This is a genomic window from Geodermatophilus sp. SYSU D00708, from assembly GCF_054050115.1.
In genome coordinates, this window is the sequence record NZ_JBJGYS010000001.1 from 15,189 (window position 1) to 28,048 (window position 12,860).

General features: G+C 76.0%; 15 protein-coding genes and 1 pseudogene. 3 read left to right on the forward strand and 13 right to left on the reverse strand.

Annotated features, from left to right (window positions below):
* Positions 1–71: 71 nt before the first annotated feature.
* Complete coding sequence (menE, locus tag ACI79D_RS00075) at positions 72–1,205, forward strand: o-succinylbenzoate--CoA ligase (protein ID WP_456916245.1); 1,134 nt, start codon at positions 72–74, stop codon at positions 1,203–1,205.
* Positions 1,206–1,207: 2 nt separating this feature from the next.
* A complete protein-coding gene (locus tag ACI79D_RS00080) occupies positions 1,208–2,077 on the forward strand; it encodes a 1,4-dihydroxy-2-naphthoate polyprenyltransferase (protein WP_456916246.1) in 870 nt (289 codons plus the stop codon).
* On the opposite strand, the gene ACI79D_RS00085 is transcribed toward ACI79D_RS00080, so the two are convergent.
* The 3 genes and pseudogenes from ACI79D_RS00085 to ACI79D_RS00095 form a co-directional block, all read right to left on the reverse strand.
* Positions 2,074–2,391 carry a DUF4229 domain-containing protein gene (locus ACI79D_RS00085; protein WP_456916247.1) on the reverse strand — a complete coding sequence of 106 codons (318 nt, stop codon included), beginning with the start codon at positions 2,389–2,391 and terminating at the stop codon, positions 2,074–2,076. The two genes, ACI79D_RS00080 and ACI79D_RS00085, sit on opposite strands and share 4 nt — an antisense overlap.
* Positions 2,375–2,722: an Lrp/AsnC family transcriptional regulator gene (locus ACI79D_RS00090; protein ID WP_456916248.1), complete on the reverse strand. Its 348-nt coding sequence runs from the start codon at positions 2,720–2,722 to the stop codon at positions 2,375–2,377. Before ACI79D_RS00090 ends, ACI79D_RS00085 begins: the two co-directional genes overlap by 17 nt.
* Before the next feature lie 18 nt (positions 2,723–2,740).
* Positions 2,741–2,821: pseudogene (locus ACI79D_RS00095) on the reverse strand (AsnC family transcriptional regulator); the annotation flags it as partial.
* Positions 2,822–2,923: 102 nt separating this feature from the next.
* Between ACI79D_RS00095 and ACI79D_RS00100 the strand changes: the two are divergent.
* Positions 2,924–3,148 (forward strand): hypothetical protein, encoded by a 225-nt coding sequence (locus ACI79D_RS00100; protein ID WP_456916249.1) that lies wholly within the window; start codon positions 2,924–2,926, stop codon positions 3,146–3,148.
* A gap of 68 nt (positions 3,149–3,216) precedes the next feature.
* Here the strand turns inward: ACI79D_RS00100 and ACI79D_RS00105 are convergent, their stop codons facing one another.
* The 10 genes from ACI79D_RS00105 to ACI79D_RS00150 form a co-directional block, all read right to left on the reverse strand.
* Positions 3,217–3,498: a hypothetical protein gene (locus ACI79D_RS00105; protein WP_456916250.1), complete on the reverse strand. Its 282-nt coding sequence runs from the start codon at positions 3,496–3,498 to the stop codon at positions 3,217–3,219.
* A 106-nt stretch (positions 3,499–3,604) separates the two neighbouring features.
* Positions 3,605–4,555 carry a c-type cytochrome biogenesis protein CcsB gene (gene ccsB, locus ACI79D_RS00110; protein WP_456916251.1) on the reverse strand — a complete coding sequence of 317 codons (951 nt, stop codon included), beginning with the start codon at positions 4,553–4,555 and terminating at the stop codon, positions 3,605–3,607.
* Positions 4,545–6,194 carry a cytochrome c biogenesis protein ResB gene (resB, locus tag ACI79D_RS00115; protein WP_456916252.1) on the reverse strand — a complete coding sequence of 550 codons (1,650 nt, stop codon included), beginning with the start codon at positions 6,192–6,194 and terminating at the stop codon, positions 4,545–4,547. The genes ccsB and resB overlap by 11 nt, the downstream gene beginning before the upstream one ends.
* A gap of 79 nt (positions 6,195–6,273) precedes the next feature.
* The gene (locus tag ACI79D_RS00120) at positions 6,274–7,098 is read right to left on the reverse strand and encodes a cytochrome c biogenesis CcdA family protein (protein WP_456916253.1); all 825 of its coding nucleotides are present in this window, start codon (positions 7,096–7,098) and stop codon (positions 6,274–6,276) included.
* A complete protein-coding gene (locus ACI79D_RS00125) occupies positions 7,098–7,733 on the reverse strand; it encodes a TlpA family protein disulfide reductase (RefSeq protein ID WP_456916254.1) in 636 nt (211 codons plus the stop codon). Before ACI79D_RS00125 ends, ACI79D_RS00120 begins: the two co-directional genes overlap by 1 nt.
* On the reverse strand, positions 7,730–8,392 hold the full coding sequence (locus tag ACI79D_RS00130; RefSeq protein ID WP_456916255.1) for a histidine phosphatase family protein: 663 nt from the start codon (positions 8,390–8,392) through the stop codon (positions 7,730–7,732). Before ACI79D_RS00130 ends, ACI79D_RS00125 begins: the two co-directional genes overlap by 4 nt.
* Complete coding sequence (gene hemL / locus ACI79D_RS00135; RefSeq protein ID WP_456916256.1) at positions 8,392–9,765, reverse strand: glutamate-1-semialdehyde 2,1-aminomutase; 1,374 nt, start codon at positions 9,763–9,765, stop codon at positions 8,392–8,394. Before hemL ends, ACI79D_RS00130 begins: the two co-directional genes overlap by 1 nt.
* The gene (locus ACI79D_RS00140; protein ID WP_456916257.1) at positions 9,762–10,247 is read right to left on the reverse strand and encodes a hypothetical protein; all 486 of its coding nucleotides are present in this window, start codon (positions 10,245–10,247) and stop codon (positions 9,762–9,764) included. The genes hemL and ACI79D_RS00140 overlap by 4 nt, the downstream gene beginning before the upstream one ends.
* Entirely contained in the window at positions 10,247–11,233 is a 987-nt protein-coding gene (gene hemB, locus ACI79D_RS00145) for a porphobilinogen synthase (RefSeq protein ID WP_456916258.1), read from the reverse strand. The genes ACI79D_RS00140 and hemB overlap by 1 nt, the downstream gene beginning before the upstream one ends.
* Positions 11,234–11,247: 14 nt before the next feature.
* Positions 11,248–12,798 (reverse strand): uroporphyrinogen-III synthase, encoded by a 1,551-nt coding sequence (locus ACI79D_RS00150; RefSeq protein ID WP_456916259.1) that lies wholly within the window; start codon positions 12,796–12,798, stop codon positions 11,248–11,250.
* Positions 12,799–12,860: the final 62 nt, after the last annotated feature.

Sequence of the window (12,860 nt, forward strand, 5' to 3'; positions counted from 1 at the left end):
CGCGAGCCTGCGAGTGGCGGGGGGTGAGGGGGTCCTTCGAGGGGGCAGGGGGGTCCTTACCCTCGGGACCCGTGTCCCGGCAGCTGACCCTCCTCCCCGCGCCGGCCGATCCCCTCGACCTGCTGCCCCCGCTGCGCGCCGCCCTCGACGGCGCCGCACCCCTGGCCGTGCTGCCCGCGGGACCCCCGGCGGCCGTGGCGGCCGCCCGCGCGGTGCTCCGCCCCGAGGAGCCGCTCGAGCCCGGAGCCGACCTCGTCGTCGTCACCTCCGGCTCGACCGGCGGCGGCCGCGGCGTGCTGCTGCCGGCCGCCGCGGTGCGCGCCTCCGGGGAGGCCACGCTGGCCCGCCTCGGCGGCCCCGGCGCCTGGCTGCTGGCGCTGCCGGTGTCGGCGATCGCGGGGCTGCAGGTGCTCGCCCGGTCGATCCTCGCCGGCACCCGGCCCACCGTGCCGGCTCGGGGCGAGCGGCTCGCCGACGCCCTCGCCCGCATGCCCGGCGGACGGCGCTACACCGCCCTCGTGCCCACCCAGCTGCGCCGGTACCTCGACGCCGAGCCCGACGCGCTGCGGGCGTTCGACGCGGTGCTGGTCGGCGGGGCGGCCACCGACCCGGCCCTGCTCGGGCGGGCGCGGGAGGCGGGCGTCGCCGTCGCCACCACCTACGGCATGACCGAGACGGCCGGCGGCTGCGTGTACGACGGCGAGCCGCTGGCCGGCGTCGGCGTGCGGGTGGGCGAGGGTGGTGTCGAGCTCTCCGGTCCGGTGCTGGCGCTCGGATACCGGCTCGACCCCGAGGGCACCGCGGCCGCGTTCGCCGACGGCTGGTTCCGCACCCGCGACGCCGGGACGCTCGGCACCGACGGCCGGCTCACCGTGCACGGCCGGCTCGACGACGTGGTGGTCACCGGCGGGGTCAACGTGGCACCGCAGGCGGTCGAGGGGGCCCTGCGCGAGCACCCGGACGTGGCCGACGCGGTGGTGTTCGGCCGGCCGGATCCCGAGTGGGGGCAGCGGGTGGTCGCCGCCGTCGTCCCGGCCCCCGGCGCCGAGCCCGACCTGGCCACGCTGCGACCGTGGGTGGCCGAGCGGCTGGGCGGCCCCGCCGCCCCTCGGGAACTGCACCGGATCGCCGCCGTGCCGACCCTGCACACCGGCAAGCCCGACCGCCGTGGCCTCGCCGCCGCGGTGACCGACGGGAGGCACTGACCATGGCCACCCCCGCGCAGTGGCTGGCCGGCGCCCGCCCGCGCACACTGCCCGCCGCGGTGGCGCCGGTGCTCGTCGGCACCGGCGCGGCCGCCGCCCTCGACGGCTTCCGCCTCGGCCCGGCGCTGCTGGCGATGGTCGTCGCGCTGGCCCTGCAGGTGGCGGTCAACTACGCCAACGACTACTCCGACGGCACCCGCGGCACCGACGCGGCGCGGGTCGGTCCCATGCGGCTGGTCGGCTCGGGCGCGGCCACGCCCCGCCAGGTGCTGCTGGCGGCGGTGCTGTTCTTCGCCGTCGCCGGGGTCGCCGGGCTGGTGCTGGCGGCGCTGTCGAGCTGGTGGCTGGTCGCCGTCGGCGCGGTCTGCATCGCCGCCGCCTGGACCTACACCGGCGGCCCGCTGCCCTACGGCTACCGGGCGTTGGGCGAGGTGTTCGTCTTCGTCTTCTTCGGCCTGGTCGCCGTCGTCGGGACGACGTTCGTGCAGACCCGCACGATCGAGGGGCTCGCGGTGGCCGCCTCCGTGCCGATCGGGCTGCTCATCGTGGCGCTGCTCGTGGTGAACAACCTGCGCGACATCGACGGTGACGCCGCCGTCGGCAAGCGCACGCTGGCGGTGCTGCTGGGCGACCGGGGCACCCGCGTGCTGTTCACCGCGCTGGTGGTCGTCGCCTTCGCGGTGGTCGTCGGCATCGGCGTCGTCCGGCCCTGGGCGTTGCTGGCCCTGCTCGCCGTCCCCCTGGCCGTGCCGCCGGTGCGGACCGTGCTCTCCGGCGGGCGCGGGCGGGTGCTCATCGGCGCGCTGCAGGGAACGGGGCTGCTCACGCTCGCCACCGGCGTCCTGCTGGGCGCGGGGCTGGCCCTCAGCTAGGCGCCGTCGCCGGTCAGCCGGGCGGTGATGTCCTGCTTGGCCTGCTTGCGGGCGACGCTGCGCGCGGCCAGCGCCTCGGTCAGCCGCTCGCGGGAGGGCCGCAGCAGCAGGTAGGAGACGGGCATCGACAGCAGCAGGCCGAAGAGGGCGCCCGACCAGAAGTCCAGGCCGAGCCACCACAGCAGCAGCACCAGCGCGGCGGCGATGGCGAACCGGCCCACGGTGTAGATCACCAGCCACGGGGCGATCCGCGGCCGCGCCGCCGGCCCTCCGGTCGGCGCCTGCGGCACCGTCGGTTCAGCGCTCTCGGCCATGGCGGCCCTCCCACTTGGTACTCAGCACGACCGTCGTCCGGGTGCGTGCGACGCCTCTGATCCTGTTCAACGCGCTGATGGCCGCCTCCAGTGCCGGGATGTCGGTCACCCGCACCTTGAGGACGTAGCCCTCGGCGCCGGCGACCCGCCAGCAGTCCTCGACCTCGGGCATCGCGCGCAGCGCTTCCTCGATGCCGGTGTCGTCGACCGAGTCGCTCTCGATGACGCTCACCAGCGCGGTGACGTCGAGCCCGAGCGCGGTGGGGTCGACGATCGCCTCGTAGCCGAGGACGACGCCCGCCGCCTCGAGCTTGCCGACGCGCTCGTGCACCGCCGGGGAGGACAGCCCCACCTGCCGCGCCAGTTCGGCGTAGGTCGCCCGCCCGTTCGCACGCAGCAGGTCGATCAGCTGCCGGTCGACGGCGTCGATGGCCCTCTCCCCTCACCCCTCGGCTGCCTGCCGCGGTCGAGTATCGCCGCGCACGTACTGTGGAGTGCACTCGGGCTCGACGGGCGAGGGGGAACGGGCGCCATGGTCTTCCTGGTGGTTCTGGTGGTGGCGGTCGCCGTGGTGGTGCTGGTCATGCGCGCCGCCGCGGCTGCGGGCGGTCCCGCCGGGGGCGGTGGCGTGCGTCCCGCGCGCCGGCCGCGTCCCCGGCCGCAGCGCAACGTGCGCCCGGTCGCCCCGGACGACGACCCGGAGTTCCTGCGCGAACTGGAGCGCCGCACCCGGCGGGACGACGGCTCCCCGGCGTAGCCCCGACCTCGGCCCCCTGCAGGGTCCCGCCACGAGCTCGCGAGTGGCGGGGAGGCCGGGGTCCTCCCTCAGGCCGCGCGGGAGCCGAACAACCGGCGCCAGCCGCGGGGCCGCGCCGGCGCGGCGGGTGCCTGCTGAGGCGACTGCTCGGTCATGCCGCCCGGCCAGCCCGTGGGGTTACCGGTGGACGGCTGCTCGTCCACCCGCGCCGGCCAGCCGACGTTGCTGTGCGTGCCCTCGGCGCGCAGGTCCCCGTGCCGCCCCGGGGGCAGCCCCGCCGCCCGCCGGGCCAGCGCCGCGGCGACGACGGGGTGGACCGCGGCGCCGTCGGCGGCCGCGTGCCTACCCACGGCGGACCGCCCGGTATCGCGTCATGCGCGCATGGAAGCACGCGCGACGCCCCGCGTCACGTCGTTCGGCCCCGGAACGCCGGGCGTGTCACCCCGACGGAGGGACTCAGCTGACCCCGGCGTAGCTGTGCAGGCCGGTGGACACCATGTTCACGTAGAGCAGGTTGAACACCATCACGACCAGGCCCACGACGTTGACCCACGCCGCCGGGCGGCCCCGCCAGCCCGCCGTCGTCCGGGCGTGCAGGTAGCCGGCGTAGACGACCCAGGCGATGAACGCCCAGGTCTCCTTCGGGTCCCAGCCCCAGAACCGGCCCCAGGCGCTCTCGGCCCAGATGGCGCCGGCGATGACCGCGAACGTCCAGACCGGGAACCCGAAGACGATGGTGCGGTGGGCGACCCGGTCCAGCGTCGCCGCGGCGGGCAGCTTGGCCAGCACCGAGGTCCCGCCGTCCTCCCCGCGGGCGTCGTACCGGACGCGCAGCAGGTACAGCACGCTGGCGATCCCGCTGACGAAGAAGACCCCGAAACCGATGATCGCCGTGGTGACGTGCACCGCCAGCCAGCTCGACCGCAGCGCGGCCACCAGCGGCCCCGCCTCGGCGTAGAGGAACAGCCCGATCCCGACGAGCGCGAGCACCGCCGGGGCGAGCACGAAGGCGCCCATGCTGCGCACGCTGGGCACGCGCGCCGCGAGCACCAGGAAGGCCACCACCCCGATGAGCACGACGGCGGTGGCGAACTCGTACATGTTGCCCCAGGGCAGCCGCCCGGCAGCCGTCCCACGGGTGACGAGGACGGCGGCGTGCACGACCACGCCGACCACGGTGAGCCCGACGCCGACCAGTCCCCAGCGGGCGCTGCGCGGCCGGACGGCGGGCGCGTCGCCGGCCGCACCTGCCTCGCTCGCCCCGACGCCGGCCGTGACCAGCTCGCGCGCCGGCCGGCGGCCGAAGGCCAGCTGGGCGGAGAAGGCGACGACCGCCACCGAGTAGATCGCGACGGTGATCGAGAACAGGGTGTCCGACAGCTCGGCCAGCGACTGGTCAACGGGCACTCGGGGAGCCTCCGGTTCCGGTGCGGACCCCGCCGGACGACGGGGCAGGGGTGGTGCGGGCACGCTCGTCGAGCGCGGCCTCCAGCCGGCCGGTCAGCTCGGCGAACCGGGTGGCGCTCTCGCCGCCGCCCCTGGTCAGGGCGCCGACCGTCAGCACGGTACCGCCGCCGTCGGGGGCGGGGCCGACCCGGGCGAAGAACCGCTCGCGGCGCAGGAGCAGCAGGGCCAGCAGGCCGCCCAGCAGGCTGACCGCGGCGCCGAGCACCCACACCTGGCCGGGGTCGTGGGAGAACTGCATCGCCGCGAACTGGGAGACGCCGTCGAAGGTGATCGCCGTCCCGTCGGGCAGGGTCAGGGTCTCCCCCACCGCGAGGTTGGCGCGGCCGACCTCGGTCAGCCGGCCGCGGTCGATCTGGCTCTGGTCGAGCGAGTAGACCGACTGCGGGAGGCCGGAGTCCAGGCCCAGGTAGCCCTGGTAGGCCAGGATCGCCACCTGCGGGTCGAGCGGGCGCGGGTCGACCGAGGTCAGGATGCCGCCCTGGGTCACGCCGGTCGGGGCGAAGAAGCCCTGGATGGCCAGCTGGTCGTCGACGCCGGCGCCGAGGTCGGGCAGCTTGAGCGCGCCCTCGCTGGCCAGCGTCGACTGGTCGGTCGGGAGGAAGGGGGCCGACACCCCGTCGAAGACCCGGCCGTCGGGCAGCGTGACGGTGAACCGCGGGCTGTAGCCGTGGCCGGTGACGTAGACGCGGTCGCCGTCGACCCGCAGCGGGTCGTTGACGCCGATCGTCGTCGGCCGGCCCTCCTCGCCGGGGGCGCCGTAGGCGATGTCGGCGGTGTAGGAGGCCGCGGTCAGGTTCTCCTCGTACTCGGCGCGGAAGTCCTCGAGGTCGACGCACAGCGGCGTCAGGTCGGCGCCCTCCACCAGCGGGCCGGCGGAGTAGGTGTCGTACTGCTGGAAGCTGTTGCAGAACCCCTGGCCCTCGGTGACCAGGATGCTGCCCTCGTACCCCCACAGCTTGCCGCCGGCCAGGCCGAGCAGCAGGGCCACCAGGGAGAGGTGGAACAGGATGTTCCCCGACTCCTTCCAGAACCCCTTCTCGGCGGAGAGCTCGTCCCCGGCCGGGGAGGAGCGGCGGACGACGCGGAAGCGCCGCACCCGCAGCTCCTCCTCGACCACGTCGAGGGCGGCCGGCCCGGCCAGCGGCGTGGCCAGCTCGGCGGAGTCGGGCAGCCGCAGCAGCCGGCGGGGTGCCGCCGGCGGCGCCGCCCGCAGCGCGCGGACGTGCTCGACCAGCCGGGGGACGACGCAGCCGATGAGCGAGACGAACAGCAGCAGGTAGACCGCGGCGAACCACGGCGAGCTGAAGACGTCGAAGGCGTACAGCCGGTCCAGCCACGGGGCGAGGGTCGGGTGGTCGGCGAAGTACTGCCGCACGTTGTTCTGGTTGAGCGAGCGCTGGGGCAGCAGCGACCCGGGGATGGCGGCCAGCGCGAGCAGGAACAGCAGGATGATCGCCGTCCGCATGGCGGTGAGCCGGCGCCACCAGCGCAGCCACAGGTTCAGCGCGCGCCGGCCCAGCGAGGGGCGGGCAGGCGGCTGCGGCGCCACAGCCGGCCGCGGCGGGGCCTCGATGCTCACAGCTCGACTCCGGGCTCGTTCCGCTCCTCGCTCACTGGCGCTCGCTGCGATGCTCGCTCCCCCGTCGTCCTCGCGACGCTCACAGCGAGGTCTCCGCGAGACCGGTGGCCGCCAGCCACGAGCGCAGCCAGCCCATCATCTCCGTCCACGCGCCGGTGACCAGCAGGACGCCGACGACGAGCAGCAGCGCACCGCCGACGCGGGTGACCGTGCGGGCGTGCCGGCGCAGGAACGACGTCGCGCCGAGCGCCCAGCGGGCACCGAGCGCCACCAGCACGAACGGCACCCCGAGGCCGAGGCAGTAGGCGACGCCGAGGAGGGCGCCGCGCCCGGCGGTGGCCTCGACGTAGGCCAGGGAGTTCACCGCGGCCAGCGTCGGCCCCAGGCACGGCGTCCAGCCGAGGCCGAAGACGACGCCGAGCAGCGGAGCGCCGGCCAGCCCGGCGACCGGGCGGGCGGACAGCCGGGCGGTGCGCTGCAGGAACGGCAGCCAGCCGAGGAAGGCCAGCCCCATGACGATCGTGACCACGCCGAACACGCGGGTGAGGACGTCGGCGTGCTGCAGCAGCAGCCGGCCCAGGCCGCCGAAGGCCGCGCCGAACGCGACGAAGACGACGGTGAAGCCGAGGACGAACAGCACCGCGCCGAGCACCATCCGGCCGCGCGGCGAGCGCTCGTCGGCCTCGGTGCGCACCGCGGTCGCCGTCCCGCCCCCGGCGGGGGTCGTGACCGCAGCAGTCGGGCGCGCGCCCGCGCCGGCCAGGCCGGTGACGTAGGACAGGTAGCCGGGCACCAGCGGCAGGACGCACGGCGAGGCGAAGCTGACCAGCCCGACCAGCGCCGCGACCGCGGCCGCGACGAGCAGCGGGCCGTCGGTGACCAGGCCGCTGAAGGTCTCGCCCATCAGCCCTCCTCCGCCAGCAGCCGGTCGAGCACGCCGCGCAGGTCGTCCTGCGCCACCTCGCCGGTGTAGACGGCGGCCACCCGGCCGTCGCGGTCGAGCACGATGGTGGACGGGATCGCGTTGGCCGGGTAGTCCCGGAACGCCAGCGCGACCTCGCCCCGCGGGTCGTAGAGCGAGGGGAACTCGATGCCCTCGCTGTCGACGAACGCCTGGGCGAACTGCTCGCTGGTCTCCTTGACGTTCAGCCCGAGGAAGGCCACCCCCCGGTCGCGGACCTCGGCGTAGACCTCCTGGAACTGCGGGGTCTCCACCCGGCAGGGCGGGCACCACGAGCCCCAGAAGTTGAGGACGGCGACGTCGCCGTCGAGTTCGGTGGAGGAGAACTCGCCGCCGCCCAGCAACGTCCCGGAGAACTCCGGCGCGGCGGCCCGCTCGGCCTCGGGGATGACCTCCCCGGCCGGGGTGCCGGCGACGAACCGGAACTCCCCGCCGTTGTTGACGTCGACGGCGTTGGCGCCGGTGGAGCAGCCGGCGAGCAGCAGCGCCGCGGCCAGGGTCCCCAGCAGCCGCGTCGCACCGGGGCCCCCGCGGGGACGCGGAGCGCCGGCGGAGCGTCCTCGTGGGGAGTGACTCATGCGCCTGGGACCGCGTCGGGGTCGGTGGCGCCGGCCGGCTCGGCGTAGGAGAGGCCGACGAACCGGTCGCCCTCGTAGGTCAGCGAGGTGACGCTGGCCAGGCCGCACTGCCGGCGGCGCGGGTCGTGCGCGTACCGGCGCCCCTCGAGGTGCAGCCGCAGCGTCCAGATCGGCAGCTGGTGGCTGACGCACACGGCCGCCGCGCCGCGGGCGGCGTCGCGGGCGGCCTCGACCGCGGCGAGCATCCGCGCGGCGATCTCCACGTACGGCTCGCCCCAGGACGGCCGGAACGGGTTGCGCAGCTTCCACCAGTGCTGCGGCTGCCGCAGGGCGCCGTCGCCGACGCCGACGCGCAGGCCCTCGAAGGCGTTGCCGGCTTCGATCAGCCGCTCGTCGACGGTCACCGGCAGGTCCAGCGTCTTCGCGATCGGCGCGGCGGTCTGCTGCGCCCGCTCCAGCGGGCTGGACACCAGGTGGGTGACGGGCGGGTGGGCACCGGCACCGGCCTCGAACCACTCGGCGGCGGCCAGCGCCATCGCCTCACCGGTCTCCGACAGCCGGTAGCCGGGCAGCCGCCCGTAGAGAACCTTCTCCGGGTTGTAGACCTCGCCGTGGCGCAGGACGTGGACGACGGTGGTCTGCCCCTGCGACGGTGCCATCAGGTGGTCACCTCGGTGGGGTCCTCGGCCGGCGGGGCGGTGGCGGGGTCGGCGGCCGCGGCGGCGCGGGCGGCGGCCGGCAGCGCCTCGAGGACGCGGTTGACGGCCTCGTCGTCCAGGGCGGCGCTGACGAACCACGCCTCGAACGCCGACGGCGGGAGGTACACCCCGCGGGCGAGCATCGCGTGGAAGAAGGCGGTGTAGCGGGCGGCGTCCTGGCTGCGGGCGTCGTCGTAGTCGCGCACCTGCCGCTCGTCGGGCACGAAGAACACCGAGAACATCGACCCGGCCTGCTGCACGCGGTGCGGGACGCCGGCGGCGAAGAGGGCGGCGCTGGCCGCGCCGCGCAGCGTGACGGCCACCTCGTCGCAGCGGGCGTAGACCTCGTCGGTGCAGTGCCGCAGCGTGGTCAGCCCGGCGGCGACGGCCACCGGGTTCCCCGACAGCGTGCCCGCCTGGTAGACCGGCCCGGCCGGCGCGAGGTGGTCCATGAGGTCGGCGCGGCCGCCGAACGCGGCGGCGGGCAGGCCGCCGCCCATGACCTTGCCGAAGGTGAACAGGTCGGCGTCGACCGGGTCCAGGCCGTACCAGCCGGAGCGGGAGACGCGGAAGCCCGTCATGACCTCGTCGAGGATCAGCAGCGCGCCGTGCTCGGCGGTGATCCGGCGCAGCTCGGCGTTGAACCCGTGCAGCGGCGGGACGACGCCCATGTTGCCGACCGCGGCCTCGCTGATGACCGCGGCGATCTCCCCGCCGCGCTCGGCGAAGACGGCCTCGACCGCGGCGACGTCGTTGTAGGGCAGGACGACGGTGTCGGCGGCCGCGCCGGTGGTGACGCCCGGGGTGTCGGGCAGGCCGAGGGTGGCCACCCCGGAGCCGGCGGCGGCCAGCAGGGCGTCGACGTGGCCGTGGTAGCAGCCGGCGAACTTGACGAGCAGCGGGCGGCCGGTGACGCCGCGGGCCAGCCGCACCGCCGAGAGCACCGCCTCGGTGCCGGAGTTCACCAGCCGCACGCGCTGGACCGGGGGCATCCGGGCGATGATCTCCTCGGCCAGCTCCAGCTCGCCCTCGGTGGGGGCGCCGAAGGTCAGCCCGCGGCGGGCGGCCGCGGTCACCGCCTCGACGACGGCCGGGTGGGCGTGGCCCAGGATCAGCGGCCCCCAGGAGGCGACCAGGTCCACGTACCGGCGTCCGTCGGCGTCGGTGAGGTAGGGGCCCTGGCCGGACACCATGAACCGCGGGGTACCGCCGACCGCGCGGAAGGCGCGCACCGGGCTGTTCACCCCGCCGGGGGTGACCTGCTGTCCGCGGGCGAACAGGCGGGCGGAGGTGGGGGCCTCGTAGGCGTAGGGAGGGCTGTCCAGCGAGGTCACGAGCCCAGTGTCCCCTTCCGGTCTGGGAGGCCGTGCGGGGTGTCCGGCACGGCGGCGAGCAGGGTGGTGGTGAGCGCGGCCGGGTCGCGGGTGGGCAGGAGGACTGTGCGGCCGTCGGTGAGCCGCAGCGGCAGCCCGGTGCGCCCGCGCGGCAGCGATGCCGCGCCGCCGAGGACCGGCGCGCCGGCGTCCACCCCCGCGGTGCCGGCGGCGACGGCGCGCAGGTGTGCGGGATCGACGTCGGTGAGCAGCAGCCGCTCCGGGCCGACCGCGAGCGCCTCGTCGTCCACCCGCACCGTCCACGCGCGGCGGGCGCTGACCACGTTCGCCGCGAGCAGCGCCGTCAGGACCCCGAGACCCGCCCAGACACCCGTCGGCACCCCCGGCCCCGGCAGCACCAGGTCCAGGACGACGAGGAGCCCGAGGGCCCCGGCGACCAGCCAGAACGGCCGCCAGGAGCCCCCGGGCTCGACGTACGGCATCAGCGCAGCCAGCGGGCGGCCTCCACCGCCCAGTAGGTCAGCACCGACCCGGCGCCGGCGCGGCGGATGGCGGTGAGCGTCTCGAGGATCGCCCGCTGCCGGTCCACCCAGCCGTTGGCCGCGGCCGCCTCGACCATCGCGTACTCGCCGCTGACCTGGTAGGCGCTGACCGGGACGTCGACGGCGTCGGCGACCCGGGCGACGATGTCCAGGTAGGGCAGCGCGGGCTTGACCATGACGGCGTCCGCGCCCTCGGCGAGGTCCTGCGCGACCTCGCGCAGCGCCTCGTCGGCGTTGGGCGGGTCCATCTGGTAGGTCGAGCGGTCGCCGAACTGCGGCGCCCCCTCGGCGGCCTCGCGGAACGGGCCGTAGAAGCCCGAGGCGTACTTGGCGGCGTAGGCGAGGATCGGCGTCTCGGTGTGGCCGGCGCCGTCCAGGCCCGCGCGGATCGCCGCGACCTGGCCGTCCATCATCCCGCTGGGCGCGATGACGTGCGCCCCGGCCTGGGCCTGGGCGATCGCCACCGACGCGTAACGGTCCAGCGTCGGGTCGTTGTCGACCACGCCGGCCGGGGTCACGACGCCGCAGTGCCCGTGGTCGGTGTACTCGCACAGGCACAGGTCGGCCATGAGCACCAGCGCGTCACCGAGGTCGGCGCGCAACTGCTGCAGGGCGAGGTTGACGATCCCGTCGGCGGCGTCGGCCTGCGAGCCGACCGGGTCCTTCTCCGCGGGGATGCCGAAGAGCATCAGCCCGGAGATGCCGGCCTCGGCCGCCTCGTGCGCGGCCTTGCGCAGCGAGTCCATCGTGTGCTGGACGACGCCGGGCATCGAGGAGATCGGCACCGGCTCGCCGATGCCCTCCTTGACGAACACCGGCAGCACGAAGTCCGCCGGGGCCAGCCGCGTCTGGGCGGTGAGCCGCCGCAGCGCGGGCGTCGACCGCAGCCGACGCCCGCGCGCGAGGGGTCGGGCCGGGGGGGTCATGGCGGCGCCTCCGCTCACTTGGAGTCGCCCTCCTCCTCGGCGCGGCGGGCCGCGGCGAACTCGGCCAGCGCGTCGACCAGCGGCCCGACGGCGGCGGTCTCCGGCTGGACGTCGACCCGCAGACCGAACTCCTGCGCGGTCGCGGCCGTCTGCGGACCGATCACCGCGACGACGGTCTTCGCGTGCGGCTTGCCGGCGATGCCGACCAGGTTGCGCACGGTGCTCGACGAGGTGAAGCACACCGCGTCGAAGCCGCCGCCCTTGATCGCCTCGCGGACGGGGGCGGGCGGCGGAGCGGCCCGGACGGTCCGGTAGGCGGTGACGTCGTCGATCTCCCAGCCGCGCTCCTTCAGGCCCGCGGCGAGGGTCTCGGTGGCGATGTCGGCGCGCGGCAGCAGCACGCGATCGATCGGGTCGAGGACGTCGTCGTACTCCGGGAAGTCGGCGAGCAGGCCCTGGCTGGACTGCTCACCGGTCGGCACGAGTTCCGGCACGATGCCGAAGGCCCGCACCGCCTCGGCGGTCTGCTCGCCGACGCAGGCCACCTTGACGCCGGCGAAGGCCCGGGCGTCGAGGCCCAGGTCGACGAACTTCTCGCGCACGGCCTTCACGGCGTTGACCGAGGTGAACACGATCCAGCCGTAGCGGCCGGTGACCAGGCCCTTGATCGCGCGGTCCATCTGCGCGGGGCTGCGCGGCGGCTCGACGGCGATCGTCGGCACCTCGACCGGCACCGCCCCGTAGGCGCGCAGCCGGTCGCTCATCTCGCCGGCCTGGTCCTTGGTGCGCGGCACGAGGACCCGCCAGCCGAACAGCGGCCGGCTCTCCCACCAGGACAGCTTGCCGCGCTTGTCGACGGCCGACCCGACGGTGGCCACGACCGGGCCGGTGACCGCGTCGAGCCCGGCGGTCTTCTCCGCGACGGCGGTGAGCTTGGCGACGACGCTCTTCTGGCCGGTGCCCGACCCGCCGGTGGTCACCACGATCGGCGTGCTGCCGGACAGCCCGCCCTCGACCAGCCGCGCCGCGGCGTCGGGGAGGTCCTCGGCGTTGCCCTGCAGGACCAGCGGGGCGTCGAGGCCCTTGGCCGCGGCGGCGAGCGCGGCCAGGTCGGCCTCGCCGCCGCGCAGGTCCGCGGTGACCGCGGTGCTGCCGAGCGCCACGCCGGCGAACGCCGGGACGGCGGTGGCCGACGCGACGCCGGGCACGACGTCGAAGCCGACCGAGGTGCGGCCCACGGCCAGCACCTCCTTGACCGCGGCGTCGGAGGTGAACGGGTCACCGGCGACCAGCCGGACGACGGTGCTGCCGTTCTTCGCCGCCGCGACCGCGGTCTTGGCGACCTCGGCCGGCTCACCGGTGACGGTGGTCAGCTCCAGCCCCGGGCGCTCGTCGCGGACGGCGTCCTGGAGGGTCTGCGGGACCCCGGGGTCGACGAGGACGGTGTCGGCCTCGGCGAGCGCCACGGTGGCCCGGGCGGTCAGCATCCCGGGGTCGCCCGGGCCGGCGCCGACGAAGACGACCGTGCCGGCCGTCCCGCCGTTCTGCTTGCGGAAGCGCGTCATCGCGTGCTCCTGTTCCTGGCCCGTGAGGGCTGGTGTGCGGGGGTTCGGGAGGCCGGGGGGAT